The organism is Ruegeria sp. L11, assembly GCF_056531755.1.
The window spans coordinates 20,732-47,205 of the sequence record NZ_JBQFMI010000005.1; the positions used below are offsets into that span (position 1 = coordinate 20,732).

Consider the following 26,474-nt stretch of genomic DNA (forward strand, 5'->3'; position numbering starts at 1 on the left):
GCCCGTGCCATGAGTTTTGAACGCATCAAACCCCATCTGCCCTGGATCACTTTGCTGGCGCTTGTTTTGGTGGTCGGCCTTGCGGATTCAAACTTCCTGCGCCCCGCGAACCTGATATCGATGGCGGCCGACATCGTGCCATTGTTCATCATGGCCCTTGGCATGACGTTTGCTATCTACATCGGCGGTATAGATCTGTCGGCCCAATCAATTGCAAATATGACAACTGTTGTAGCCACCATCGCTCTGCCAATCTTTGGCACTGGTGCGGCGTTGATCTGCATTCTGTCAGGCGTCGTTCTGGGCAGTATCTCGGGTTACGTAACAACGCGATTGTTCGTGCCGTCATTTATCTCGACCCTGGCGGTTGGCGGCATCGCGTTTTCGACGGCGCAATACCTGTCGGGCCAGCGCGCCTTGTTCATGGACGCGGCGTTGCGGGATGCGACGTTCGGCTGGATGACCGGGTCAGTTTTGGGTTTGCCAAGCGAGTTGATCATTGCGGCTGTTCTGGTTCTGGGTGCGTGGTTCCTGCAGTCGCGGACGACCTTCGGGCGTGCGCTCAAGGCAGTGGGCGCGGGGGAACCTGCGGCGGTCGCCTCGGGCCTGAATGTCAACCGGATCAAGATTATGGCATTCGCGCTGTCCGGCGGGCTGGCGGCGATTGCGGGCCTGCTGTTCTCGGTCAAGCTGTCCGGTGGTTCTCCCACACTGGCGAACGGGTTCCTGCTGCCTGCAATCGTTGCGGTTCTGGTTGGCGGCACCCCGCTGACCGGTGGTGTCGGCGGGGTCATCAACACGTTGATCGGTACACTGATCGTGGCGGTGATCCGGTCTTCGATGTTGTATTTCGAGGTGGACGCCACGCAGCAGCAGATGGTTTTTGGCCTCATCCTGATCGCGGCGATTGCCCTGACCATCGATCGATCAAAGCTCAGGGTCGTGAAATGACCGGGACCATGAAAGCCGCTGTCCTGATCAGGCCGGGACAGTTCGAGGTTAGGGATGTGCCGCGCCCTGACCCTGGTCGGGACGAGGTGCTGGTTCGCATATCGCGGGTCGGCATCTGTGGCACGGACATGCATATCTTCAAAGGCCACTATTCGGCGGAAAACCTGCCGATGATTCCAGGTCACGAATTTACCGGTACAATTGCGGCTTTAGGTGCGGGCGTGACCGGCCTGAGTTTGGGTGCTTCGGTGGTGGTTGATATGAATATTGGCTGCGGCACCTGTTATTGGTGCCTTCGGAACGAGGTCCTGAACTGCCCTGAGATGCAGCAGTTGGGTATCACCAAGGACGGAGCTTTCGCAGAATATATTTCGGTTCCAACCAGGCTGGTGATCCCGGCCCCGGACAACGTTCCCGCCGAGGTACTTGCCCTGACCGAACCTTTGGCCTGTGTGGTGCGCTGCGCGCGCAAGGCCAATATCACCTTCGGTCAATCCGTAGTGGTCTTGGGCGCAGGGCCCATCGGCAATCTGCATGTGCAGCTGCTTCGTACGATTGGTGCCGCTCCGGTCATCGTGGCGGATCTGTCCGAGGATCGGCTCAGCATGGCACTTGAGGTGGGGGCCGACATCGGTGTTGCCGACGCGGCCATGCTGGAACAAACCGTCCTGAAACACACGGGCGGGCGCGGGGCGGATGTGGTGATCGAAAGTGTTGGTCTGCCGGCGTTGTACCGGCAGGCGATGCGCCTGATCCGCAAGGGCGGCCACATTGCGGCCTTTGGCCTGACCGGAGCTGGGGAGACATTGCCGGTCGATATCTTGCAGACCATCCTGCATGAGAACTCGATCAAAGGGTCTGTCGCAGGCATGGGGCAGGACATGCACGATGCCCTGACTTTGCTGACGCATGGCCGGATCAAAACCGATCTCTTTACGCAAGCCACTTACCCGCTGGATCGCATTCAGGAGGCGTTTGACAGCTTCCAGGACCGGCCAAAGGACCTGAAAACCCAGATCGTCATGGCGCATCAGCCAACCGGGGAGGAGCTGTAATTGACTGTTGAAATCTACAAATCGAAACCCGAAGGTATGATCCCCAACAGCCGCTTTCCGCTGCTGGTCCATCGTGGAGCAATTCCCGGTGGCGGGGTGGACGCGGTCAAGTTGCGGTTTCGTTCAAATGGGTGGGGGAACAACTGGGAATACCCTGGCATTTACGAATACCCTCATTTCCACTCGACCTCACATGAATGCTTGGGCTGTGCCGCAGGCTGGATGGAATTCAACCTGTCTGTGGAAGGCTGGACCAGAGTGCGGATCGAAATCGGCGACGTGATCGTCATGCCCGCAGGTGTCAGCCATGAGATGGTCGGGTGCTCGGACGACATCATGATGTGCGGTGGTTATGCCGGAGGCCGCGACTGGGACAATATTCAGGAAGCCTTCCTGACGCCCGAGTTGTTTCAGGCAGCCGCCAAGCGGATCATGATGCTACCGATCCCCGATAAAGACCCGGCGACCGGAGAGATGTTGCACCAATGGCATGATGCACCGTCTTCGGTTGATGGCGGCTGGAACGATTTCCGCGACAGGCTGGATGCGTCGGCCTGAGTCGAAACGCAACGATGGAGCACATCAAATGGATCAAAAGAGCCACATTCTGACACCGCCGTCTGAGCCGCGGGAGTTTGGCTTTTTTCTGGACGGGCAATGGGTGCCTGCCGGAGACCGTGAGGTATTTGAACGATCCTCTCCGGGTCATGGCGTTCCGGTGACCCGCATCCCCCGCTGCACCGAGGACGACCTGAACGCGATTGTCGCTTCGGCCAGGAATGCGTTTGATGATCGTCGCTGGTGCGGTCTTTCCGGCGCTGATCGCGCCGCAGTACTTCTGAAGGCGGCAGAGCTGATCCGCACTCGTTCAGATGAGATTGCCTATTGGGAAACGCTGGAAAACGGCAAGCCAATCAGTCAGGCGCGCGCCGAAGTTCAGGGCTGTGTCGGGATGTTCGAGTTTGCCTCAGGCCTTGCACGGGCATTGCATGGTGACAGCTTCAACAACAGCGGTGACGGGGCAATGGGTATCGTCACCCGTGAACCCGTTGGCGTTGTAGGTCTGATTACACCCTGGAATTTTCCGTTTCTGATCCTTTGCGAGAGGGTGCCGTATATCCTTGCATCTGGCTGTACGATTGTCGCCAAGCCTTCCGAGGTGACCAGCGCGACAACCCTGCTTCTTGCGGAAATTCTCAGTGAAGCCGGGTTGCCTGACGGGGTTTTCAATGTCGTCACCGGCTCGGGCAGTGTGATTGGCCAGAAACTGGCCGAGCATATGGATGTCGACATGCTATCCTTTACCGGCTCGACTGCCGTCGGGCGGTCGGTGGTTGCGGCATCTGGTCAAAGCAACTTCAAGAAGCTGGGGCTGGAACTTGGTGGCAAAAACCCGCAAATCGTGTTTGCGGATGCCGATCTGGAAGATGCCGCCGACGGCGTTGCCTTTGGTATCGCGTTCAATACCGGGCAGTGTTGCGTATCCGGTGCCCGCCTTCTGGTCGAACGATCGATCGCGGAGAAGTTCTCAAAGCAGGTGGCAGACAGGCTGCGGAAGGTGCGTGTTGGCGATCCACTGGATGAAAACACGCAGGTCGGAGCAATAACTACGGATGCGCAGAATCGCACTATCCTGTCTTACATCGAAAAAGGTCAGGAAGAAGGGGCGACGCTGCTGACAGGCGGAACCACACCCGAGATTTCCAGAGGCCAGTATATCGACCCGACTGTCTTCACCGATGTCACGATCGACATGGCGATTGCCCGGGAAGAGATTTTCGGCCCCGTTCTGTGCGTGATCCCGTTCGATACGATTGACGACGCAATCGCGATTGCCAACGATACGGAATATGGGCTGGCCGCGAGTGTCTGGACCAAGAACATCGACACGGCGCTGACCGTCTCGCGTCGGGTTCAGGCGGGCCGGTTTTGGGTTAACACCACTTTGGCCGGGGGGCCGGAACTGCCGATTGGAGGTTTCAAGGCGTCCGGCTGGGGGCGTGAGGCCGGAATGCACGGGGTCGAGGAATATACGCAGGTCAAATCAATCCATGTCGAGATCGGCAAGCGGACGCATTGGGTGAAGTGATGGCTGAAATCGGATATGACTATGTTATCGTCGGCGGTGGCTCAGCCGGATGCGTTCTGGCCAACCGCCTGACCGAAGACAGTGCGGTCAGAGTCCTGCTGCTTGAGGCCGGCGGCAAGGACAGTCATCCGCTGATCCACATGCCGGTGGGTTTTGCCAAGATGACTGAAGGTCCCCACACATGGGGTTTCACCACAGTTCCGCAGGTCAACGCCAACAACCGCGAGATCCCTTATGCTCAGGGTCGGGTGATCGGCGGTGGCAGCTCGATCAATGCCGAGGTGTTCACCCGCGGCAACCCGATCGACTATGATCGCTGGGCCAAGGAAGAAGGCTGCGAGGGTTGGTCGTTCAAGGAAATCCAGAAGTACTTCGTCCGCTCCGAACGCAATGCAATTCTGTCTGGTGACTGGCACGGGACCGAAGGCCCATTGGGCGTGTCGAATATCGCTTCGCCACAAGAAATGACGCGTGCTTTTGTGCGTTCCTGCCAAGAGGCGGGCATTCCCTATAATCCTGACTTCAATGGCCTGGTTCAGGAAGGGGCAGGTGTCTATCAGACCACGATATGGAACGCGAAACGCTGTTCGGCTGCGGTGGGTTACCTGAAACCGGCGCTGTCACGACCAAACCTGTCCGTTGAAACCGGCTGTCAGGTGCATCGCATTTTGATTGAAGGCGGGCGGGCGACCGGTGTGGAATACGACAAGGGCGGACAGATGCGGCGGGTCGAGGTCGATCAGGAGGTTCTGGTGACGTCCGGTGCGATCGGCACCCCCAAGCTGATGATGCTGTCTGGGCTTGGCCCGTCCGCGCATCTGCGCGCGCATGGGATCGAGGTCAAACAAGATCTGCCGGGAGTAGGTGAAAATCTGAATGATCACTTTGGCATTGATATCGTGGCAGAGTTGAATGGGCATCAAAGCCTCGACAAATACAACAAGCCGCACTGGGCGGTGTGGGCCGGGATTCAATATTACCTGTTCGGAACGGGGCCGGTGGCATCGAACGTGGTGGAAGGCGGTGCATTCTGGTACGGCGACAGGTCCGAAAGTCAGCCTGACTTGCAGTTTCACTTCCTGGCCGGCGCTGGTGCCGAGGCCGGTGTACCAAGTGTTCCCAAAGGCAGTTCGGGTATCACGCTGAACTCGTACACCTTGCGTCCCAAGGCACGAGGCACTGTGAGGCTGCGTTCAAACCGTGTCGAGGACATGCCGCTCGTTGACCCCAACTTCCTTGGGCATCCCGATGACCTGAAAACCTCGGTCGAAGGTGTGAAACACAGTGTCGAGATTTTCCGACAGAAAAGCCTGCAGAGATATATCCGCCAGATCCGGTTCCCGGATGACAGTGTCAGGACGCAGGCCGAGTTCGAAGCTTATGCGCGGCAATATGGGCGTACATCCTATCACCCCACATGCACCTGTAAGATGGGCGTGGATGAGATGGCGGTGGTCGATGCGCGGATGCGAGTGCATGGGATTGAAGGGTTGCGAATTTGCGACAGCTCGGCCATGCCCAGCCTGATTGGATCAAATACCAACGCCCCAACAATAATGATGGCAGAAAAAGCCTCGGACATGATCAGGGGTAATCACTGAGAAAATTCGCTCTCATTGGCGTGGATAACCTCGAACAGGCGGTGCCAAATTCGGCACCGCCGCCCTTTTATTTAGTCCCATTCAGGCGCCCAAGGCACCAGATCTTCGCTGACAATCCGGTAGCCGGTCCGGGTCATGGCATCAATCCGGTCCATGTCAATACTGGAAAGCGTGAAGTCCATTACTTCGAAATTGGCCTGAATATTGGCGCGTTTGGTGGACATCGTGTTGATCGAGACACCCTTTTGCAGAATCCACCTCAGTACGACTTGCCCCGCAGTCTTTCCATAACCTTCACCGATTTCTGCAAAGATCGGGTATTTGAAGACTTCTCCACGTGCAACCGAGCAATAAGAGGAAAGTGGAATCCCGGTTTCACTGGCCGCAGCAAGCAGGATGTCCTGATTCAGCAACGGATGGAATTCGACCTGGTTGGTTACCAGCGGCGTGTCGATGGTTTTGGTTGCATCCCGCATCATCTGCGCTGTGTAATTCGAAACACCGATATTCCTGGCCAGCCCTTTTGCGTGTGCTAGTTCCAGCTGTTTAAGGGATGGCGCGATGTCGCCGCCGATTGGAGGCCAGTGCAAGAGCAAAACGTCGACGTAATCCAGTCGCAGTTTCTTCAGGCTTTCCTCAACGGACGGTAGAAACGCCGCAGCGCCGAAATTGTCGGGATGGACCTTTGTGGTGACGCAAACCTCGCTGCGGGCTAGACCGAGCTCAGCCAGCGCGTCTCCGGTTTCTTTTTCGTTTTCATACATTTGTGCTGTGTCGAACGAGCGATACCCGACCTCTGCCGCGATCATCATGGCGTCCCGAAGTTCGTTTCCGGTTAGTGGGAATGTGCCAAAAGTACGCTGATTGGTGTTTTGAAAGTAAATATTCATAGCGGTCCTTCCTGATCTCGAGTTAGTAAGTAACTTAATGGTTACTTTATGTCAGGTCAATTCTGCTGTGTGATTAATTCTGGTTGATTTTGGTATTCTGCCAAGGCATACATATAACCAGTTAGTTACTTTCGTGAGGATCGCATGACAAAGCAGATGACGGCACGCGAAGCAGCAAACCTTGTTCCTGACGGGGCGACAGTGGCTATAAACTCGTCAAGCGGACTGTGCTGCCCCGATGCGGTTCTCAAAGGTCTGGGCGAACGCTTTGACGAGGAAGGTGCGCCAAGTAGCCTGACGACGATCCATCCTATCGCGGCTGGAGATATGTTTGGCACCAAAGGCGTGGATCACATTGCAAAACCCGGTCTGTTGACCCGGATCATTGGCGGCTCGTACCCGTCAGGTCCCAGCAAGGCCGAACCGCCGCTGATCTGGCAAATGATCACAAGAGAACAGGTGCGCGCCTATAATGTCCCGTCGGGCATCATCTTTGACATGTTGCGTGAAGCAGCGGCTAAGCGGCCTGGTGTTTTGACCAAGGTAGGGATGGATACATTTGTGGACCCTGACATCGAAGGTTGCGCCATGAACGATGCAGCCCGTGCCGAACCAATCGTCAAACGTATGGAGTTCGAAGGTGAGGATTGGCTGTATTTCAAATCCATGGCCCCAAACGTGGCGATAATTCGCGCCACCACCGCTGACGAAAAGGGCAATCTGAGTTTTGAGCACGAAGGCGCATATTTGGGGGCAATGGAAATGGCGCTGGCTGCGCGGAACAACGGCGGTGTCGTGATCGCCCAGGCCAAGCGCATCGCTGCCGCCAGCAGCATTCGGCCCCACGATGTCCATGTGCCGGGCATTCTGGTTGACGCGATTGTCGAGGCCCCGGATCAGTTGCAGACGACGGCGACAGAATACGACCCGGCAATTTCAGGTGAACTGACGCGTCCCATTGAAAGTTTCCGCATGGCGGAATTTAACGTCGGGAAGGTCATCGCACGCCGGGTTGCGAAAGAACTGAAAGACGGCTGGGCCGTGAATATCGGTTTTGGCATCTCGGCCAATGTCCCTCGCATTCTCGTTGAGGAGGGGCTGCATGGGTCGGTTACCTGGATGATCGAACAGGGTGCGGTTGGTGGCGTGCCATTGCTGGATTTCAAGTTCGGTTGTTCTGCCAACGCCGAGGCCTTCGTCCCGTCGCCTCATCAGTTTTGCTATTTTCAGGCGGGTGGGTTTGACGCCTCGCTCCTGTCGTTCCTTGAGGTTGACAGGACCGGCTCTGTCAATGTTTCACGCCTGTCCGCTATTCCCCACAGAACGGCCGGGGCGGGTGGTTTTGTTGATATAACAGCGCGGGCCCGGAAGATCGTTTTCTCTGGCAATTTCAATGCCGGGGCAAGAATGACTATTGAAGCAGGGCAATTGAAAATCCTGCAAGAGGGTAAGGTCGCGAAATTTGTTCACGAGGTCGACCAGATCTCATTTTCCGGCATTCGCGCAAATGCACAGGGGCAGGACGTGACCTATGTGACCGAGCGCTGTGTGATCAAACTCACGGAACGTGGCCTGATGGTGACCGAAATCGCGCCAGGCGTGGATCTGAAACAAGACGTTCTGGATCAGGCGGCCACCCGGTTGTTGGTTTCGGATGACTTGGCAACAATGGATGCAGACCTGTTTGATCCGGCCCCGATGGGTCTGCAATTGCAGGCGACTTGATGGAGCACTTTCTGCTGAAGATCGAGGACGGTGTCGCACGGCTGACCATTAACCGGCCTGACCGGCTGAATGCGATCAATGAAGCCATGATGGACGATCTTTTGGTCCTCTGCCGACAGATCGAACATGCCGGCGATGCGCATGTTGTTGTCCTGACCGGCGTGGGCAAGGCGTTTTGTGCGGGCGGCGACATCGACGCCTGGGCAAGCCGACCTCCGGACGGGTTTAGTCGACATTGGCTACGGGACGGGCATCAGGCGCTGGACGCGCTTTCACGCCTGCGGCAACCGGTGATTGCTGTGCTGAACGGCCATGTTTTGGGCGGCGGACTTGAACTGGCGGCATGCGCAGACTATCGCATCGCAGAATCCCACATACGGGTCGGGCAACCCGAGCCCGCGCTTGGTATAATCCCCGGCTGGTCCGGAACTCAGCGGGCGGTGCGCCGGTTTGGTGCTCAGATTGTGCGGCGCATGGCCATCTTCGGTGAAGAGTTTTCGGCGGAAGCCGCGCTGGCGGCAGGGATCGTCGATCGGGTGGTTGAAAAGGGCGAGGGTCTGGCGACCGCCGACGCCTTGGCCAAGAGCATGCGCCATCGCGGGCCTGTTGCAACTGAGTTGGTGAAGATGCTGATCAATGCCGCCGAAGGAGAAGAGCGCGAGCGTGTCTTTGAGGCGCTCGCCGGTCGTATTGCTGCCGCACAACCCGAGCTGCAAACCGGCCTGTCCGCCTTCAAGGACCGCAAAAAAGCTAAATTCTGGTAACAGCTCGATGAAAGGCAAGCCCAAAATGATACGTCACCTTGTTCACCTGCGTTTTGAAGTCGACGTGTCAGAAGACCAAAAAACAGCGCTGTATCAGGACCTTGAGAGCCTCAAGGATCGAATTGACGGTGTTTTGGATTTCCAAAGTCGAAAGAATGTCTCGGTCGAGACGGACCTGGTTCGCGGGTTCGATGATATGTTCTGGTTTGATTTTCGTGATGCTACTGTCCGGGATGCTTATCTAGTTGACCCGACGCATCAGGAAATCGGAAGCCGTATCGTGGCAAAAGTCGCCGGTGGTCCAGACGGTGTCTTTGTATGTGACATTGAACTGTAATGTGGGAAACTGCCTTTTTTCGATGTAGTGGGTGATAATCTGGACGGGCTGCGCGAGCAGTTTTCCACTCAGCAACAGCTTCGAAAACGGTCAACGACTGTGTCCAGAACTTCGTTTGGGTCGCGCTTCCACCAGTTGTCAGCCGAAAAAACCTCGACTTCGCTCAGACCGGCATAACCGGCAGCTTCGACTGCACTACGCAGCGCGGGCAGATCGGCTACCCCGTCACCCATCATGCCCCGGTCCAACAGTACATCTGTCGTATCGGCCAGCCAATCACACAGGTGATATCCCAGAATGCGACCCTTCGCGCGGGTGGTCAGCGTTTCGGCCAGTGTCGTGTCCCACCAAACGTGATAGACATCGATCGCCACGCCCACATTGTCGGCCCCAACCGCGTCGCAGACGTTCAACGCGTCAGCGGCAGTCATAAGACAGGTCCGGTTGCCCGCAGTCGCCGGATTGAGCGGCTCCAGCGCCAGTTGAACCCCGCGCTCTGCCGCATAAGGAGCTGCGCGGCCAACGCGGTTGGCAAGGATTTTCTGGCTTTCCAGAACACCCTTGGTGCCCGGTTCCGGGCCACCGGTTACAATGGTCAGCACCGAGGTTCCCAAGGCCGCAGCCTGATCAATGGACAGGTGGAAATCATCCATGATCTGCTGATCGGTAGGCAACGCCAATGGGCCGGTCAGAAAAGGTGTTCGGCACAGACCCGCGACCTGCATGCCCGCATCGCGAACACGCTGCCCGATCTCGGCTTCACGCCCGTCCAGTTCGCGCCGCCAGAAGGTGATGCCGCCATATCCCCGCTCGGCACATGCATGGATGACACGCTCGGGGGACCATCCAGCACCATGGCCGTCAAGATTGTGGCCAAGGGTCGCCGTGTTTAGGGCCAGCGCGGAATGATCCTGCGAGAAGTCGCGCATCCCCTCAGACTCCGTATAGGTTCAGCAAGTTTTCCATCCGCTCGACGGCCAGATCCGGACTGCGCAACAAGCCACACGCATCCGCCATTTTGAAGCAATCAGAGAAATAGGGCAGGGACCGCGTCGCCTGTGCGCCGTTCAACATGATGAAATGGTCCTGAAAACCATTGAGCCAGGCCAGAAAGACAACACCGGTTTTGTAGTATTGCGTTGGGGCGCGGAAGACATGACGTGCCAGCGGCACGGTGGGATCAAGCGTGGCACGGAAGGTTTTGGCGTCACCCTCGCTGAGTTTGCTGACTGCATAGGCCGCTGCCGGGGCCAACGGGTCAAAGATACCAAGCAAGGCGTGGGAATAGCCCTGTTCGTCGCCTTCGATTAATTCGGGATAGTTGAAATCATCACCCGTATACATTTTCACGCCATCGGGCAGAAGACGGCGCATGACGATCTCTTTCTCGGCGTCAAGTAGCGAGATCTTGATGCCCTCGACCTTGTCCACATTGCCGCTAATAACGTTCAGCGCGGTTTCAAGTGCGGTATCGAAACTGTTGGTCCCCCAATACCCGGCCAGCTGGGGGTCGAACATCTCGCCCAGCCAGTGCAGGATTACGGGCTGATCGCAGGCGGACAGCACGTCACTATATACCGAGACATAGTCTTCGGGTCTGGTAGCAACCTTCGCCAAGGCGCGCGACGCCATCAGGATGATGCGGCCGCCGAGTTTCTGAATTGCATCGACCTGTTCCAGATAAGCGCGGCGCACATCGTCCAGACAGCGCGCATCGGCAGGATCCAGATGATCAGTGCCGCAGCCATTGGCGACCAGCGCATCCGGCAATTCTTCCCTGGTGCGGCGGATCAGTTCCAGCGCGCCCTTCCAGTCCAGACCCATGCCGCGCTGGGCGGTATCCATCGCCTCGGCAATACCCATACCCATACCGGCAAGATAGTGACGGAACTCCATCGTCTTGTCCCAGTCCACATGGGCAGGGCCTGTCGGGTCGTGATCGCCAAACGGGTCGGCCACCACATGCGCGGCAGAATACAAAACCCGGGCCGAATTGGGTGTCAGTTTCGAGGGCGAGACGGGTGTTCCGACTAATGCGTAGTCAAGCAATTTGCCAGTTGTGTCGGGAAGCCTGATCTTCATCGGGTGACCTCAGTAACGGGGAACAAGCATCCCGGCATCCGCCGAGATTACCTGTCCGGTTGTATAAGGAAGTTTGCCGCTGGCCAGAGAGGCGATGATCTTACCCATCTCATCGGGGTGACCCACCCTGGGGAACAAAGTCAGCCCGTCCTTGGCGCGCTGGTCGTACTGCTCGATCACCGGGGCTGTCATGTCGGTGGCGATCAGGCCGGGCTGGACGTCGTAAACCGCAATGTTTTCGGGCCCGAGCCGCACTGCGAAGGTCTTGGAAATCATGGCGGCAGCAGCCTTCGAGGCGCAATATTCTGCCCGCGGGGTCGCAACAGCCACCGCGTTCGAGGAGGTCACGTTGACGATGCTGTGAAATGTCTCCGTGTCCCGATCCCGCGCCAAAAGGCGTCTGGCAAAGGCTTGCGACAGAAAGAACATCGCCTTTGTGTTCACGGACATGCAGCGATCATAGCTTTCTTCGGAGACGTCCAGCAGATCTCCCCTTTGCATCACACCGACGCCAGCATTGTTGACCAGTGTCGTCAGAGGCCCGATTGCTGCCTCGACGGCTGCCAATTGCTCATTGTGGATGGCGGTGTTCGAAACGTCAAAAGCGGCGGCGACAACGGGAACGCCAATTGCGCGGATCCTGTCCACGGCGGCGCTCAGTTCGTCGTCCAATTGGGGACCGTTGACGGCGATGGCAAAACCTTCGCGCGCCAAAGCTAAGGCTGCCGCAAGGCCGATCCCCCGGGAGGACCCGGTTACAAGTGCTGCGTGCGCGCTCATGTTGCTGCCCCTTTTGTCAGCAACTCCCGAGCTATGATCATACGCTGAATCTGGTTTGTGCCCTCATAAATCTGGGTAATTTTCGCATCGCGATACAGGCGTTCCACCTCAAATCCACGGATATACCCGGACCCTCCAAATACCTGCACAGCATCCGATGAGCGCTGTACAGCCATATCACCGGCAAAGCATTTGGCCATTGAACAGGCCTTTATTGCATCTTGGCCCGTGTCGATTTTGTAGGCGGCTGAGTGAACCAGCAGCCGGGCCGCTTCGACATCCTTGGCGATGTCAGCCAGCAACCACTGAACGCCCTGAAAATCCGAGATGGGTTTGTTGAATTGTTTGCGCTGCTGCGCGTAATCGGTGGCGGCTTCCAGACCTGCTTGGCCTATTCCGACGGCCAGCGCCGCAATGCCGACCCGACCCTTGTCGAGCACGCTCATCATCATGTGAAAGCCGCGCCCTTCGGTGCCCAACAATGCATCAGCGGGCAGACGTACATTGTCGAATGACAAAGGTCCTACCTGACTGGCGCGCTGGCCCATTTTGAGCTCTTTCGAACCTCGCGAAACGCCGTCGAAGTGCAGGTCGACCACAAAGATGGACATGCCGCGATGTCCCGCTTTGGGGTCTGTTCGGGCCAGAACAAAACCCAAATCCGCAACAGGTGCGTTGTGAATCCAGATTTTGCCGCCGTTCAAAACCCAGCCATCACCATCGCGTACCGCAGTGGTGCGGATACCCGACACGTCAGTGCCAGCCTCGGGTTCAGTGATGCAATAGGCTGGCCGCAATTTGGCGGCCAGCAGATTGCCCAGCCATTTCTGCTGCTGTTCTGCCGTTCCGTGACGCACCAGCAAGGTTGTAACCAGCTCAAGCAGGCCGCACTGATCTGCGATCGACGCGTAGCCGCGGGATAGTTCTTCCATCACCAGCGCATAGGTTACGGTGTCAAAACCAGGCCCGCCCAACTCTTCGGGAACACCAATGCCAAACAGGCCAAGTTCGGCCATCTGATCATAAATTTCCGCCGGAAAGCGTGAGTCCCGATCCAGTTCTTCCGCCACGGGGCGGATTACATCCTCTGCGAACTGCCGGGTCATATCACGGACTTGAATGTGGGTTTCCGAAAGAAACATAGCTGCGCCTCAAGATGTAACTAATCAGTTACTATTACGTTGCCGGACCCGCAGTCGTCAAGTGGCTTGATCGAGTGGTAAAATTAGGATAAATAACCAAACAGTTACTTATTAAACGACGGAGATACGCAACCCGGCCGCTTTCCTGGTTCCGGTTTGCCAATGGGAGGCTTGCATGAATCCGAATGCAAAAAACAAATTTGGCAGGGTTGATCTAGAGGTGACCGCCTTTGGATTTGGCACAGCGCCAATCGGTAACATCTTTCGAGAAATCGACGAAGAAACATCGGATGCGATGATCCAGCATGCCTGGGACAAGGGTGTTCGGTATTTTGACACGGCACCGATGTACGGCCACGGGCTTTCGGAAATGCGGACCGGTCATAGCTTGCGGTGGAAGAACCGTGGCGATTTCATCCTGTCGTCCAAAGTGGGGCGCGTGCTGAAGCCTGCCCGACGTCAGGATATCGATTTCGCTCCTTGGACGAATGCCGCGCCGTTCACGATGCATTTTGATTACACTTACGACGGCGTCATGCGGTCGTTTGAAGACAGTTTGCAGCGGATGGCCTTGGAGCGGATGGATATCTGTTTCATTCACGATATCGATGTCTTTACGCGCGGTGACGAACAACCCGAAGTGTTCAGACAAGCTATGGATGGTGCGTGGAAAGCGCTGGAAAGCCTGCGTGACCAAGGCGTTGTTAAAGCAATCGGTGTTGGTGTGAACGAGTGGGAGGTCTGCCACGCCGCGCTTGAGCAGCGTGACTTCGACTGCTTCCTGCTGGCGGGGCGCTACACCTTGTTGGAACAGGACGCGCTGGATAAATTCCTACCGCTATGTGAGGAGCGCGGCGCGGCGGTGGTTGTTGGCGGCGGCTTCAATTCCGGCATTCTGGCGACTGGCGCAAAGGAAGGGGCCAAGTACAATTATGCTCCGGCACCCGCCGACATCATGGACAAGGTTACCAGGATCGAAGCCGTATGCGAGGACTACAATGTACCTCTGCCTGCAGCCGCACTGCAATTCGTTGTGGCACACCCGGCAATCCCCAGTTTTCTGGCCGGGACCCGTACGGTCAAACAACTGGACCAAAACCTCAACTGGTTCAGCCACGACATTCCCGCAGAATTCTGGTCTGACCTGAAGGCAAAGGGGCTTCTTCGAGAAGACGCCCCAGTCCCGGAATGATGCGAACTGCTCTGCCGGCAGGAAGATATGGCTATCACGATCTGACGGTCGGGGATGTCATGAAAACGGGGTCCGCAGAGATTTCTGCGGATCGCATTGCCGCTTTTGCCGCGCTGACCGGAGATGAATATGAGCTTCATCTCGACGATGCCGCAGCCCGGCGGCGGGGGTTCAAAGCCCGCGTTGCGCATGGCCTTTTTGTGCTGTCAGTGGTTGATGGGCTCAAGTTTCAGTCTCAAGCAAAACCCGATGGCCTGGCGTCGCTCGGGTGGAACTGGCGCTTTGAGAAACCCGTCTTCGCAGGTGACACGATCCGGGCTGATCTGATCGTCGTCTCAAAACGCATTACGACATCGGGAAAACGCGGGATCATTGAATTTCAGTTTGATGTTTTCAATCAGGATGACCTGAGAGTTCAGCAAGGAACCAATGAGTTGATCTTTGATCTGCAACTTCAACAAGATTGATGAGGGTTCATGTCGGTATCATTCACCAAACGAATTATCACCTACGTTGCGGCCAATAAGGCGGTTCAGGCAGCCCTGGATCATGCAGCGCTGAACGGATGGTCAGTTGCAGCGCTTGTGGTCGACCCAAGCGGGCACATGGTTGCCGCCGGACGGATGGATACGGCACCTGCCGCCGTGGCCGATTTCGCGATGGACAAAGCACGGACAGCGGTTTTGGGAAAAACCACGCGGGCGTTTGCTGAACGCATGTCCTCGCATCCGAATTTGGAAATGGGTCTGCTGAACCGTCCGGGCCTGTGTGCTTGGGATGGCGGAGTTCCCATTTTTGAAGACGGTGTATTGATCGGTACTATGGGTGTGTCCGGCGCAGCTGGTCCTGATGATATTCAGTGCGTTCTGGCTGGTTTGGCGGCTATTGGTCTGGGCGACTGAATCGAGTTTTACCGCCACGGCATGCGGGGCTGTTTGCAGCGCAATGGGCCGCGGTTGTGCGTCAATCAAAAGGCGTTTGCCCTGGGCGACATCATTCAAGAAGTGGATATTTGTGCACTGCGCAACACCATCACTCGCGGCCCCCAACAGACACTCAGCGCTCTGGTCTGCTGCTGCGATCGCAGCCAGTCTTGCAGACCTTGGCTGTGCGCTCAGTACTTCTGTTGAACACCGCGGAGCTTTTGCGGAAGATGGTCAATTTGGTTTGGCGTTGATGTCTTGCCTGGCGCGCAGTCTTTAGCTCGATCACGTTTGGCGGTCGGAAGCGGCGCACTTCATTCGTTGACTCCGAACTTGTCCAGGAGCGCCTCGGCGACATCGCGGATTGCAGCGCGCGCCGCTTTTGGGTCGGTTTTGGCAATATCATACAAAGCTATCATGGCCTCCGAACCTGATGCTGCTGTCAGCCCGTTCACCAAACGGGTCTTCTCAGTGGGTGAAAGATTTGCCGAGCAAAGGGCGTTTCTGAACATTTCGACCCGCCGCGCGCCGCGCCTGTCGCCGGGACCATGCACGAGCCAGGCATCCAAGCTACGCGCAAGGAACTGACGGAAGGCCGCTTCATTTTCGACTGAGAGGTCGAAAATATACAGAGCGACCGCAATCGTTTTTTTCCGCGCGCCCTCATGTCCTGCGACCACCTCTTCGTAAGGACGCACAGCCACGGCAAGTCCTGCTTCGTTGGCCAAAATCTGCGGGTCCGAAAAATACCGGTACGCAGTCGCGCGCGAAATTCCTTTCTCTGCCGCTGCGGCCGCAACGGTTACGGTTTCGCCACGCAACATCAGACTTCGCGCGCCCTCAAGAATCGCTTCGCGGGTTCTGGATCGTTTGCTGAGACTTGGCGCCATCAAGCACTCCAAAATAAGACACTTGCCTCAAAATGAGACATATGTATCATAATTACGTATATGCGAACTAGAATCAACAAGGAGAAGCCAATGAACGTCCAACGTCACCGCACCTACGATGTCTTGGGAAATGTCGTTAAATTTCTGGCGTATCCTGACGAAACCGACGGCAAGTACTGCGTCATAGAGTGCATTGTTCCAAAGGGCGCAGGTGCCCCACCAAATATGCACGCCGGCGAAATGGAAGCATTCTACGTACTGGATGGTGAAGTTGCTTTTCACGTCGATGGAGAAGACATCGTTGCGAAGAAAGGCATGTTTCTAACAGTCCCTGATGGAGCGATACACGCCTTTTCCGGTGTCTCAGAGGAAGCGAAACTACTGATAGTGAACGCCCCCGGCGTGATGCACGAGCGGTTCTTTACGTCCGTCGGATCCGAATTGCCCGAGGGCGCAACGCGGCCTTTGCCGCCGAGCGGTCCTCCAGATATCCCGGCCCTGGTTGCAAAAGCATCTTCGTTGGGCATGACGATACTCGCGCCGGAGGTTGCAGATCACCGCGCCTAAAGAGCGATGAATCGACGGCTATCAGCGGCTGCTTATGGTCAATGCTTCGTTTTTTTGAATGTCACAATGGCATCGCGTGTGCGCCCGCAAGAGAGGACCACTACCATGTTTCGCATCGCAGAAATCGCCATTCGTGTTGAATACTTGGACCGGGCAATTGCGTTCTATCAAAATTTTCTGGGCTTCAAATTCCATCACCGCGAAGCCGGTGTGGTTTTTCTGGAAGTCGGCGCACTGAATTCGCCGCTGGGCAAAGTCGGGCACCCGCAACTTCTCGCTCTATTCGAGAGAGGACACTCCATCGATGCTTCGCTTTCAACGCTCGACCACATCGCCTTTGAGGTTCCCGACGCCCAATACGATCTGGAGCGGTCCCGTTTCGAAGGCCTGAAAATGATCATTCGCGAACGCTCATGGCCCGACAGTCTGCCCTGGAATGGTCGGTCGTTCTTTGCTCAGGATCCGGACGGTAATGTAATAGAAGTCATTGCTGCCAATACCGATTAACCCAAGGCCGAACTCCTTGCGGCCCTAACCGGACATTTACCTAGAGGGGCAAAGTCTTTGACCGTTCCTTGAAGCAGACGTTCTTATTGAGCGTCACTCATCAGATCACGAAGTACTTGCGATAGTGTCTTTCCGGCCATCTGGCTTACGTTAAAACGTAGAAACGAGTTCTTTGATTGAGTTGGGCTAAAGACATTTCCGGGTGCCAAAACAACATTTTTCTTAAGAGCTTTTCGCGCCATCGCAGCAGCATCCTGCCCGTTGGGCAGTTCGCACCATAGATAAAATCCACCTCTGGGCTTCACGAAAGGCCTTATGTCCAGCGTATTTAATTCTTCGATTGAACGCGCGCGGACGCGATCCAATTTGTCCCTAAGCGCCTCCATGTGTTTGCGATAGCTGCCATCAGTGAGCGCTGAATGTAGCAATTCTGTCACCATTGGGCTGGGGCCTCCGAAGCTGATCGCAACCTGAAGCTCAGTCAGAGACGCAATCCAGTCAGGGCGCGCTGCTATGTATCCACATCGCAACGATGCAGAAAGGGTTTTGGAGAAGCTCCCAATCGTGAGAACCCTATTCAGCCCATCCAGTGAAGCCAGCCTTGGCGAAAGATCAGGTTCGAACTCAGAGAAAATAGCATCTTCCACGATCTGCAAATCATAGGTTTCGGCCAAAGACAGCACACGGTGTGCAGTCGCTGCAGTGAGTGTCGCGCCCGTTGGGTTGTGCAATGCCGAGTTGGTCAGGTAGAGCCGTGGGCGCTCTCTCAAAAGCACGTTTTCAAATGCGGCAAGGTCGGGGCCGATAGGCGTGTAGGGCACACTGACAATGGAAATCTGGTGCGCTCTTAGAAGGGCCTGAAAGTTGAAATAACAAGGATCATCTACCAAAACGGTATCACCGGGCTTGAGAAGCAATCTACAAATCAAGTCCAGCGCCAGCGATCCGGAATTGGTGAGCAAAACAGTATCGGGATCTACCTCTATGTTCTGGTCGCACAGCATTCGTGCCACATGCTGGCGCAGACCAGAATGGCCCTGTGCACAGCTGTAATCTGTAAGCATATTGTCGTTGCCACGTGCCACTCGGCGCATCGCTCGCCGGAGCGACTCGACAGGCATCCAATCGGCAGGCATCCAGCCACATCCAGGCTTTGCCATGCCCTCGCCGGCGTCAATCGATTGTCGCGCAGCCCAGAGCGGATCAATCTCGCGCTCAAGCAGCGGCCCGGTCTGTGAAACCTCGAACGGCTGTACGCGGTCTGACACATAGAACCCTGAGCCGCGTCGAGCAAAAATAACTCCTTTTGCAGCCAAGACATCATAGGCCTCAACCACTGTCGAAGGTGACACGCCCAAGCGCGTTGCGAGGCCCCGGACCGAGGGAAGTTTTTCACCCGCACCCAGTGCCCGCGATCGGATGAGACGCGTTATGTGTTCCATCACAAGAGCTCTACGGGTTGCAACGGCCATATAAGATTGCCTTTGTATGGGACTGATGAAAAGTACAGTTTACGTGAATTGTATCGCTTTGTATCTGCATTTTTCCCACCACTCCAGCTACAAGGTCCCAAAAGGGATCTTTCTTTATGAACTCCTCGTTTTCTGGCTGGGGCAGCGGACTACTCGGTGTGTTGATCTTCAGCGGATCACTACCCGCCACGCGGGTGGCTGTAAGTAGCCTGGACCCGCTCTTCCTGACATCAGCCCGTGCGGTTCTGGCGGCGGTTCTTGCAATTTTCTTGTTGGCCCTTTTCAGAGAGAAGCGACCCTTGCGCACGGATCTGATTTCTCTTGTTGTAGTTGCCTTCGGTGTGGTGATCGGCTTTCCGCTTTTGACGGCACTGGCACTGCAACACATCACAGCTGCGCATTCGATCGTCTTTATCGGCTTATTGCCCTTGAGCACCGCTGCTTTTGGCGTGCTGCGTGGTGGTGAGCGTCCGACCGCGTTGTTCTGGGTATTCTCAATCCTTGGCAGCTCCGCCGTCGTTGGTTTCGCGCTCTCCCAAGGCGCTGGCGGTTCGCTCATTGGCGGTTTCTTTATGGTAGCGGCGATCGTGGCATGCGGGTTGGGCTATGCTGAGGGAGCGCAGTTGTCGCGCCGATTGGGCGGATGGCAGGTGATTTCCTGGGCGCTGGTTCTATCCTTACCTATTATGGCTGCTTTCGCGATTCTGACATGGCCACCCACGTTAAACGAGCTGACCTTGCCGGTCTGGTTCAGTCTAGGCTACGTCTCGATCTTTTCGATGCTAATCGGTTTCATATTCTGGTATCGTGGCCTTGCACTTGGCGGCACAGCAGGCGTTGGACAGCTTCAGCTTCTTCAGCCGTTCTTCGGTTTGACTCTTGCGGCTCTTTTGCTCGCCGAGCCCGTTGCGCTATCCATGATCAGTGTCACGATCTTTGTGGTGATTTGCGTTGCGGGGGCAAAGCGTTTCGCGTGACGGCCCACTCCTGCCATCCACTGCCCAAGTCGGAAGCCGGGGGCGCAGCCCGCATTCCGGCGACGGTTGGATATGCAAAAGGCGTACCGATGGGTGCCGACCTTAGGGCCCCCTCCGAAGGTGCACAGGCACCAAGGTTCATGGTGGCAGCCCTTCGTGATCCAATTGGCGCTAACCTCGACCGCGTGCAAATCGTGAAAGGTTGGCTCAATGAGGACGGGACGACCGATGAGAAAGTCTTTGACGTCGCTTGGTCAGACGAACGCGAAACTGGCAGCGACGGAAAGGTTCCGCCCGTTGGTGACACTGTGGATGTTGCTTCCGCAACCTGGACCAACACCATTGGTGCCGCGGAACTTGCGACAATCTGGACTGATCCTGAATTCGACCCGACGCGCCCGGCTTTCTATTACGCGCGTGTGCTCGAGATTCCGACACCACCCTGGTACGTCTACGACGCATACCGCTACGGTATCGACATCCCTGAAGGCGCTCCTACTTCGCAGCAGGAGCGTGCCTACACGTCTCCAATCTGGTACACGCCGCAAGGCTGACTGATTGCCAAGTTTGGGTCGAAAAAAACGCGATCGACTGTTCGATGGTGCGGTTGAGAGTGGTACCGCCTCTCGTGCGAAAACAGGTCTCGGTGGAAAGACACGACACAACCTGAACAATATGCTGGCGGCGCTCGGAAAGGGCCATTTAGAAAGCGTCGGACCTTTCTCACTTTTGGTAATCAACCCGAACTAATCCTTAGCAAAGTTGACGCCACTCGGACATTGATGTGTCAAAACGCGCAGCGGTGTCAGAGCGAATGGCGGCTAAGCGCAAAGTCTGCGACTGCGGTTCGATAGACAGAACCTCCGCGCTTCTGAACGGCGAATGTTGCCCCTTTTACAGGCGGCTTGCGCGCCCGATTAATTAAAAGTCAGAAGAAAACAAGCGCCTTGGTTGCTTGGCACAACACTGAGTTGCCCACCAATTGCTTCCATGGTCGCTTTGACAATATTCAGGCCCATACCTGTGCCACCGGCCTCTCTTTTTGTCGTAAAGAATGGCTGCAAAACCTTGTCCTTGTTCCCTTCACTGATACCGGCGCCATTATCTGCGATTTTTAGACAGATGACACCGTCGTCCTGATAGGCTGTCAGCACGGCATTCTGTGCGCCGTGTTGCTGAGCGTTCTCAAGCATATGTGTCAGCATGATGTGCAGGGTGGGTGCCGCGACGGGTAAGGGCAGGTGATCGTTCTCAGCCTTGATCGCAAGCGCGGGGAAAGTCTGGACGAGCTGATCAGTGATGTCGTTCAGACAGCATGTACCGTTAATGGCGCTCTGATCGGCAAGGCTGAAGGCGCGCATGTTGGCCAGCAGATCCTCCATCCGCTTTCCACCCTTTTCTACAGTGTCCAGCAGGCGGTGTTTCTGCGCGGGTGGCAAATCATCGTCGCGCAGCAGCTCTGCCGCGCCTTTCAGGGCAGTGAGGGGTGACTTCAGCTCGTGGGTGACATGGGCGGTGTACGTTTTCAATCCATCCTGCTTGTCCTGCAAGCGTTCCGTCAGCGATTGAAAGCTCTGGCTCAGATCCGCGATTTCCCGCGTGCCAAGTTGGTCTGGTGGTTCCCATGCCTGACCACCGTGGCCCGCCACGTGGCTGCGCTGGATCAACAGGTGGATCGGCCGGGTGATGAACCGCCAGAACACGTACCCGATAAGCGCCGTGGACAAAGCGACAAATGCCGCAGCTTTGGCAAGGTTGAAACGTTCGCCGTATAGAAAGCGGAAAATATGGTTCGGGGTGCGGCTCAGGTAAACCGCGCCGATCAAAGTCTGATCCACGAACACTGGCATCGCCACGAAAACGCGCACGCGGGCACCGCGGCTGAGGGTATAAAGCGCAGGCGTTGCGTCCTCGCGCACGCGGGTGCGCGCGACCGAGACGGTTTTCCCTGAAAGGGCCTCGCGAACCTCGTCAACATGGTCCAGCTTCTGGCCAATTTCCGCAGTACCGGCAAAAACGTTCCCATCGACATCCAGCATCCGGTAACCCGCAAGGGTTTGCGCCTGGGCGGCGTTGGCGATGCGGCTTAGCGGGGCGGCGATGGCCTGATAACCCGAACCGGGTCGGACGGTTGCCGGTCGCGCGTCCGGGCGCGGCGGCAGAACCGTTTCGCGATTGACCGACAGCGATGGGAACACCGCGTACTCGGTTGAGATTGCACTCGGGTGGGGTGGCTTGATCCCGGCTGCATCTGCATAAATCTCGGCATACGCCGCTGACATAACCGCAGCCTGTGTCAGCAGGCTTTCTTCGGTCTGTTGCACCAGTTGGCTGTCGTAAAAACGGAACAGGATCAGCCCGGCAAAGGGCAGGCACAGGACAATGCCCAGCACCAGCAGAACGATGGTCCACAATCTGGGGCGCCATTTGCGGTTCAGCCGGGCGTGCATGCACCCATCCTGAGGCCGACACCGTGAATGGTCACGATCCCCTCGGCACAGCCGGCCTGGGCCAGTTTGGCACGGACATTGCGTATGTGGCTGTCAATGGTGCGGTCCGAGACGTGGATGTTGTAGCCGTAAAGCGCATCGATCAGCTGCGCCCTGGACAAAACGCGGTCGGGACGGGCCATCAGAGTTGCCAGCAGCCGAAATTCCGATCCGGTCAGCGTCACAGGCGTTGACGCGAACCTGCACAGGTGCCGCTCTGCATCCAGGTGCAGGCTGCCTTGCGACAGCACCGGATCGGGCTGCGCAGGTGTCGGCGCGCTGCGCTTCAGGATGGCCTTAATCCGGGCCACCAATTCGCGCGGGGAAAAGGGTTTGGTCAGATAATCATCGGCGCCCAGTTCCAGCCCGACGATACGGTCGACCTCGTCATCACGGGCGGTCAGGAACAGGATCGGCACGTCCGAGGATTTGCGGATGTCCCTGCATACTTCCAGACCATCCTTTTCGGGCAGCCCGATATCCAGCACGATCAAGTCGGGGCTTTCCTGACGGTTTGTATCAAGCGCGGTCAGGCCGTCGCTGGCCAGAAGTGGCGCATAACCTGCCTTTTCAATCGCGAACCTTGTTACCTCAAGGATATCCGGATCGTCGTCGACAACAAGAATGCGTGCAGGCATCAAATGGGGTCCTTCAACTCTGCTGCCGATAATAGGCTTGGATCCGCCATCTCCGAAAGCCCCATTCGCGCCAGTTGGTGATTGCATCCTTTTTAAGATCATATCGCATCCACGCGTCACAAACTTGCTGTCCGGTCCTGGTTTCATGATCACGGATTGCTGGGTAAGCATCAGCACCAAGGCTGCATATGTAACCAGTGTCCTGTTGCATCAGAGCGCTGCCGTGGCTCAGATTGTAGCTGGCAATGACTGATGCGAAATTCACAAAGTTGCAGGTATACAAGACTACCAGAAGCGCTGCAAAACAACGCCTCAGCAGCCAGGTTGTATCGAAGCCGCGATGGATTTGCACCACGGTCAGCAGCAATCCGGTGAGAACCAGTGCCATCCAGATAAAGGCGGCCACCCGCAAATAGGTAAGCGCATAGGCGTCGACGTAATGATGCAGCCTGATAGCAGCTGTCAGCACCAGGAACACGTTTTGCGCCAACCACATGTAGATCAGAATGCGCAACGTCCGGTCCGCGCCGATCATGCTGTGAGTGACCAGAGTGAATACGCCCGCCATCAGGGCCGTCGCCACCAGCGGATAAGCGCCCCGATGGGCATAAGCGGCATAGCTCATCCCTTGAGGCAGGGATACACCGCCGGTCAGGATACCAAGGTCCATCACGGTTTGTACAAGAAACATAAGGTTGAACAGCAACAGCGAATTGCGCACCGAGATTGGATTGATCAGAAATGCGGCCCGGCTTGGGCCTGTCTTTGGCATGGTGGCGGGGCGGGCAATGCCGCCCAGCCATGGATCGCTGAGGTTAAGGAACGGCCACAGCAGCGAGGCCATAACACCCCAGAACAGAAGTCGTAGCCAAAAGTACCCTTCGAACAAAAGACTTGGGTCCAGCTCGGCCAGAAGGTCTTCCAGCACCGGATTGGCGGCGGCCAGCAAGGCAAGGAAGACCGCACCCAATAGTAGGGGCAACGCCAGCGAGGCTGCGTGGCGACGGCTGTCGGACCCAAGATCGGCGGCAACCGCGGTGCGACATGTGTCGCGCAGCAAAAGCGTCGCGCCGATGGAAGGCAGGCGCAGGGCGGAGCGCAGCAGCAGACGTTCGTTTACAGCCTGACCGAATAGCGCCCAGGTGGCTAGACTGACCAAACCAGAGAGGCTGAACAATAATGATAGAAGCTGCAAATCGATGGCCACCGGCAGGTTGGTGATCAAGGCAAATGCGGCGGCTATGAGCCACTCCTTTGCAGTCGCACGCCGGGGTTTCATCGCCATGATCGCGGCGGACAAGACCAGCGCGAAGACTGAGACAGAAATGCCTAGCGGCTGTTCCCAAAACAGCCAATCTGCAAGTGCAACCAGCGATGCAAGAAGTGGGATCGCATGGCGCATTTTCAGAGTAGACATCAGAGAACCACTCTGCTGTCGTCTGTTGCCTCCCCATCGGGGGGCTTCGTCCATCTTTCCCAGCCACCACGCGTCCAGTACGATGCTGTCCGGCACGCCGCGAATTGTCAGTTCCTGCCTCATGTCCTGTCTCCTGCTTGCAGGTTTCCTTTCCCGGCAGATTGCCTGCGGCGCTTGCATCTTTGGCGCGACGTATCCGCAGCCTTCATGGGGCTTTCGTGCAGAAAATGTGCAGAGGCGGTGAAAGGCATTACCAACCACGATTTCCGAGCTGCAACTCGCGCCGCGCAATAAATGCGACGTGTCCAGACATTGAACTGCAAGCAAAAGCGCAGTGTGACACAGTTGAACCTTCCCCTAAGAAGCGGTTCGCCGTTATGGCTGGGGAAACGGAGGATCGAACATGGCTAACCCTCTCTATGATGATCTGTTTGGCATTCACGCCGACAAAGATACGGCTTTCCTGCACCTGACAGACGGGACGACCGTCACCTATCAAAACTTTCTGAGCACAGCCGCCCGGATCGCCCATGTGGCCACGCAACTGGGCCTAAAACCCGGGGACCGGGTTGCGGCTCAGGTCGATAAATCGCCTGAGGCGCTGGCGCTATACGCAGCATGCGCGCAGGCCGGTCTGGTTTTCCTGCCGCTGAACACCGCCTATACCGTGGACGAACTGACGTATTTCATCGAAAACAGCGGCGCGTCACTTGTTGTCTGCGACGGCCGAAGCAAAGACCAACTGACCCCGATTGCCGCGCGTTTCGGGGGCAGGGTGGAAACGCTGAATGCGGATGGCTCGGGCTCGCTGATGGATCTGGCGGCAGCAATGCCAGACAGCTTTGCGACTGTGGATCGGGATGGTGAGGATCTGGCGGCGTTTCTTTATACGTCGGGCACCACCGGACGTTCAAAGGGCGCGATGCTGACCCAGAACAACCTGTTGTCCAATGCACGGACACTGGTCAAAGAGTGGCGGTTCACGTCGGAAGACGTTCTGTTGCACGCGCTGCCGATCTTTCACACGCATGGGCTGTTTGTGGCCACCAATATCATTCTGGCTGTCGGCGGAAGCATGATCTGGCTGCCAAAATTCGACCCTGATCAGATCATTAACAGGATGCCCGACACTACGTCGATGATGGGCGTTCCGACCTTCTATACGCGCCTGCTGGCAGACGCGCGTTTTACCAGCGAGCTGACCAAACATATGCGCTTGTTCGTATCGGGTTCGGCCCCATTGCTGGCGGATACCCATGCACAATTCCAAGAGCGTACCGGGCATCGTATCCTAGAACGCTATGGCATGACTGAAACCAATATGAACACCTCAAACCCCTATGACGGCGAACGTCGCGCGGGCACGGTCGGGTTTCCCTTGCCGGGGGTCGAACTGAAGATATGCGATGCAGTCGGCGACCCCTTGCCGAAGGGTGAAATCGGTGAGATCGAAGTGCGTGGCCCAAACGTGTTCAAGGGATATTGGCAGATGCCGGAAAAGACGGCTGCCGAGCTGCGCGAAAACGGGTTTTTCATCACCGGTGATCTGGGACGGGTCGACGAAGATGGGTATGTCCATATCGTCGGGCGCAACAAGGACCTGATCATCTCGGGTGGCTACAATATCTACCCCAAGGAAATTGAGCTGGTTCTGGACAGCCACCCCGGTGTTCTGGAGAGCGCAGTGATCGGCGTGCCGCATCCCGACTTCGGTGAAACCGTGCTGGGCCTGATTGTAGCGGAACCCGGGCAGTCTCCGGATCTCGACGCGGTCATGGTTGCAGTGCGCGACAGCCTGGCGCGGTTCAAACATCCCCGCACGCTTATTCAACTGGGTGAATTGCCCCGCAATACAATGGGAAAAGTCCAAAAGAACATCTTGCGTGACCAGTTTAGGGACATGTTCAAAGCCGGGTCACAAGGCACATAATGGCAGAGCCTAGATAAGCGTCGGAAACTTGATATAGTCCTCAAAACCAATGGGGA

General features: G+C 56.7%; 26 protein-coding genes. 16 read left to right on the forward strand and 10 right to left on the reverse strand.

The window, feature by feature from the left end:
- Positions 1–9 precede the first annotated feature (9 nt).
- Genes ACR0CE_RS11365 through ACR0CE_RS11385 form a run of 5 tightly spaced genes read left to right on the forward strand, consistent with a single transcriptional unit; the run spans position 10 to position 5,696 of the window.
- Positions 10–951, forward strand: coding sequence for an ABC transporter permease (locus tag ACR0CE_RS11365; protein ID WP_480832477.1), 942 nt, complete (start codon positions 10–12; stop codon positions 949–951).
- The gene (locus ACR0CE_RS11370; RefSeq protein WP_480832479.1) at positions 948–2,006 is read left to right on the forward strand and encodes a zinc-dependent alcohol dehydrogenase; all 1,059 of its coding nucleotides are present in this window, start codon (positions 948–950) and stop codon (positions 2,004–2,006) included. The genes ACR0CE_RS11365 and ACR0CE_RS11370 overlap by 4 nt, the downstream gene beginning before the upstream one ends.
- On the forward strand, positions 2,007–2,564 hold the full coding sequence (locus tag ACR0CE_RS11375) for a hypothetical protein (RefSeq protein WP_480832481.1): 558 nt from the start codon (positions 2,007–2,009) through the stop codon (positions 2,562–2,564). It begins immediately after the preceding gene.
- A gap of 28 nt (positions 2,565–2,592) precedes the next feature.
- Positions 2,593–4,095 carry an aldehyde dehydrogenase family protein gene (locus ACR0CE_RS11380; protein WP_480832483.1) on the forward strand — a complete coding sequence of 501 codons (1,503 nt, stop codon included), beginning with the start codon at positions 2,593–2,595 and terminating at the stop codon, positions 4,093–4,095.
- Positions 4,095–5,696 (forward strand): GMC family oxidoreductase, encoded by a 1,602-nt coding sequence (locus tag ACR0CE_RS11385; RefSeq protein WP_480832485.1) that lies wholly within the window; start codon positions 4,095–4,097, stop codon positions 5,694–5,696. The genes ACR0CE_RS11380 and ACR0CE_RS11385 overlap by 1 nt, the downstream gene beginning before the upstream one ends.
- A gap of 71 nt (positions 5,697–5,767) precedes the next feature.
- Here the strand turns inward: ACR0CE_RS11385 and ACR0CE_RS11390 are convergent, their stop codons facing one another.
- Positions 5,768–6,586, reverse strand: a complete 819-nt coding sequence (locus ACR0CE_RS11390; RefSeq protein ID WP_480832487.1) for an aldo/keto reductase — start codon at positions 6,584–6,586, stop codon at positions 5,768–5,770.
- A gap of 144 nt (positions 6,587–6,730) precedes the next feature.
- On the opposite strand from ACR0CE_RS11390, the gene ACR0CE_RS11395 reads away from it, so the two are divergent.
- Genes ACR0CE_RS11395 through ACR0CE_RS11405 form a run of 3 tightly spaced genes read left to right on the forward strand, consistent with a single transcriptional unit; the run spans position 6,731 to position 9,412 of the window.
- Complete coding sequence (locus ACR0CE_RS11395) at positions 6,731–8,311, forward strand: acyl CoA:acetate/3-ketoacid CoA transferase (protein WP_480832489.1); 1,581 nt, start codon at positions 6,731–6,733, stop codon at positions 8,309–8,311.
- Positions 8,311–9,075 (forward strand): enoyl-CoA hydratase/isomerase family protein, encoded by a 765-nt coding sequence (locus ACR0CE_RS11400; RefSeq protein WP_480623401.1) that lies wholly within the window; start codon positions 8,311–8,313, stop codon positions 9,073–9,075. The genes ACR0CE_RS11395 and ACR0CE_RS11400 overlap by 1 nt, the downstream gene beginning before the upstream one ends.
- A 25-nt stretch (positions 9,076–9,100) precedes the next feature.
- A complete protein-coding gene (locus ACR0CE_RS11405) occupies positions 9,101–9,412 on the forward strand; it encodes a Dabb family protein (RefSeq protein WP_480623402.1) in 312 nt (103 codons plus the stop codon).
- 68 nt (positions 9,413–9,480) lie between these two features.
- On the opposite strand, the gene ACR0CE_RS11410 is transcribed toward ACR0CE_RS11405, so the two are convergent.
- Genes ACR0CE_RS11410 through ACR0CE_RS11425 form a run of 4 tightly spaced genes read right to left on the reverse strand, consistent with a single transcriptional unit; the run spans position 9,481 to position 13,416 of the window.
- Positions 9,481–10,341: a sugar phosphate isomerase/epimerase family protein gene (locus ACR0CE_RS11410; RefSeq protein ID WP_480832491.1), complete on the reverse strand. Its 861-nt coding sequence runs from the start codon at positions 10,339–10,341 to the stop codon at positions 9,481–9,483.
- Positions 10,342–10,345: 4 nt separating this feature from the next.
- The gene (locus ACR0CE_RS11415) at positions 10,346–11,494 is read right to left on the reverse strand and encodes a dihydrodipicolinate synthase family protein (protein ID WP_480832493.1); all 1,149 of its coding nucleotides are present in this window, start codon (positions 11,492–11,494) and stop codon (positions 10,346–10,348) included.
- A 9-nt stretch (positions 11,495–11,503) separates the two neighbouring features.
- The gene (locus tag ACR0CE_RS11420) at positions 11,504–12,274 is read right to left on the reverse strand and encodes a 3-ketoacyl-ACP reductase (protein ID WP_480623405.1); all 771 of its coding nucleotides are present in this window, start codon (positions 12,272–12,274) and stop codon (positions 11,504–11,506) included.
- Positions 12,271–13,416, reverse strand: a complete 1,146-nt coding sequence (locus ACR0CE_RS11425) for an acyl-CoA dehydrogenase family protein (protein ID WP_480832495.1) — start codon at positions 13,414–13,416, stop codon at positions 12,271–12,273. Before ACR0CE_RS11425 ends, ACR0CE_RS11420 begins: the two co-directional genes overlap by 4 nt.
- 175 nt (positions 13,417–13,591) lie before the next feature.
- On the opposite strand from ACR0CE_RS11425, the gene ACR0CE_RS11430 reads away from it, so the two are divergent.
- The 3 genes from ACR0CE_RS11430 to ACR0CE_RS11440 are packed head-to-tail and all read left to right on the forward strand — an operon-like array spanning position 13,592 to position 15,510.
- Positions 13,592–14,608: an aldo/keto reductase gene (locus tag ACR0CE_RS11430; RefSeq protein ID WP_480832497.1), complete on the forward strand. Its 1,017-nt coding sequence runs from the start codon at positions 13,592–13,594 to the stop codon at positions 14,606–14,608.
- The gene (locus ACR0CE_RS11435) at positions 14,608–15,075 is read left to right on the forward strand and encodes a MaoC family dehydratase (RefSeq protein WP_480832499.1); all 468 of its coding nucleotides are present in this window, start codon (positions 14,608–14,610) and stop codon (positions 15,073–15,075) included. Before ACR0CE_RS11430 ends, ACR0CE_RS11435 begins: the two co-directional genes overlap by 1 nt.
- Positions 15,076–15,084: 9 nt before the next feature.
- Positions 15,085–15,510 (forward strand): GlcG/HbpS family heme-binding protein, encoded by a 426-nt coding sequence (locus ACR0CE_RS11440; protein WP_480832501.1) that lies wholly within the window; start codon positions 15,085–15,087, stop codon positions 15,508–15,510.
- Between the two features lie 335 nt (positions 15,511–15,845).
- Here ACR0CE_RS11440 and ACR0CE_RS11445 read toward each other — a convergent pair whose 3' ends face one another.
- A complete protein-coding gene (locus tag ACR0CE_RS11445; protein WP_480832503.1) occupies positions 15,846–16,421 on the reverse strand; it encodes a hypothetical protein in 576 nt (191 codons plus the stop codon).
- Positions 16,422–16,511: 90 nt separating this feature from the next.
- On the opposite strand from ACR0CE_RS11445, the gene ACR0CE_RS11450 reads away from it, so the two are divergent.
- Both ACR0CE_RS11450 and ACR0CE_RS11455 read left to right on the forward strand, forming a co-directional pair.
- On the forward strand, positions 16,512–16,988 hold the full coding sequence (locus ACR0CE_RS11450) for a cupin domain-containing protein (RefSeq protein WP_480483843.1): 477 nt from the start codon (positions 16,512–16,514) through the stop codon (positions 16,986–16,988).
- A 105-nt stretch (positions 16,989–17,093) separates the two neighbouring features.
- Positions 17,094–17,495, forward strand: a complete 402-nt coding sequence (locus tag ACR0CE_RS11455; protein WP_480492723.1) for a VOC family protein — start codon at positions 17,094–17,096, stop codon at positions 17,493–17,495.
- Positions 17,496–17,578: 83 nt separating this feature from the next.
- Here the strand turns inward: ACR0CE_RS11455 and ACR0CE_RS11460 are convergent, their stop codons facing one another.
- Positions 17,579–18,967 (reverse strand): aminotransferase-like domain-containing protein, encoded by a 1,389-nt coding sequence (locus tag ACR0CE_RS11460; protein WP_480832505.1) that lies wholly within the window; start codon positions 18,965–18,967, stop codon positions 17,579–17,581.
- A gap of 116 nt (positions 18,968–19,083) precedes the next feature.
- Between ACR0CE_RS11460 and ACR0CE_RS11465 the strand changes: the two genes are divergently transcribed.
- Both ACR0CE_RS11465 and ACR0CE_RS11470 read left to right on the forward strand, forming a co-directional pair.
- Positions 19,084–19,944 carry a DMT family transporter gene (locus tag ACR0CE_RS11465; protein ID WP_480832507.1) on the forward strand — a complete coding sequence of 287 codons (861 nt, stop codon included), beginning with the start codon at positions 19,084–19,086 and terminating at the stop codon, positions 19,942–19,944.
- The gene (locus ACR0CE_RS11470; protein ID WP_480832509.1) at positions 19,941–20,498 is read left to right on the forward strand and encodes a DUF3604 domain-containing protein; all 558 of its coding nucleotides are present in this window, start codon (positions 19,941–19,943) and stop codon (positions 20,496–20,498) included. The genes ACR0CE_RS11465 and ACR0CE_RS11470 overlap by 4 nt, the downstream gene beginning before the upstream one ends.
- 363 nt (positions 20,499–20,861) lie before the next feature.
- Here the strand turns inward: ACR0CE_RS11470 and ACR0CE_RS11475 are convergent, their stop codons facing one another.
- From ACR0CE_RS11475 to ACR0CE_RS11485, 3 genes are read right to left on the reverse strand one after another with little or no spacing between them, the layout of a single operon-like run.
- On the reverse strand, positions 20,862–22,394 hold the full coding sequence (locus ACR0CE_RS11475; RefSeq protein ID WP_480832511.1) for a sensor histidine kinase: 1,533 nt from the start codon (positions 22,392–22,394) through the stop codon (positions 20,862–20,864).
- Entirely contained in the window at positions 22,379–23,071 is a 693-nt protein-coding gene (locus tag ACR0CE_RS11480) for a response regulator (protein ID WP_480487262.1), read from the reverse strand. The genes ACR0CE_RS11475 and ACR0CE_RS11480 overlap by 16 nt, the downstream gene beginning before the upstream one ends.
- A gap of 13 nt (positions 23,072–23,084) precedes the next feature.
- Positions 23,085–24,611: a DUF4153 domain-containing protein gene (locus tag ACR0CE_RS11485; protein WP_480832513.1), complete on the reverse strand. Its 1,527-nt coding sequence runs from the start codon at positions 24,609–24,611 to the stop codon at positions 23,085–23,087.
- Positions 24,612–24,891: 280 nt separating this feature from the next.
- On the opposite strand from ACR0CE_RS11485, the gene ACR0CE_RS11490 reads away from it, so the two are divergent.
- Positions 24,892–26,418: a malonate--CoA ligase gene (locus ACR0CE_RS11490; RefSeq protein WP_480832515.1), complete on the forward strand. Its 1,527-nt coding sequence runs from the start codon at positions 24,892–24,894 to the stop codon at positions 26,416–26,418.
- Positions 26,419–26,474: the final 56 nt, after the last annotated feature.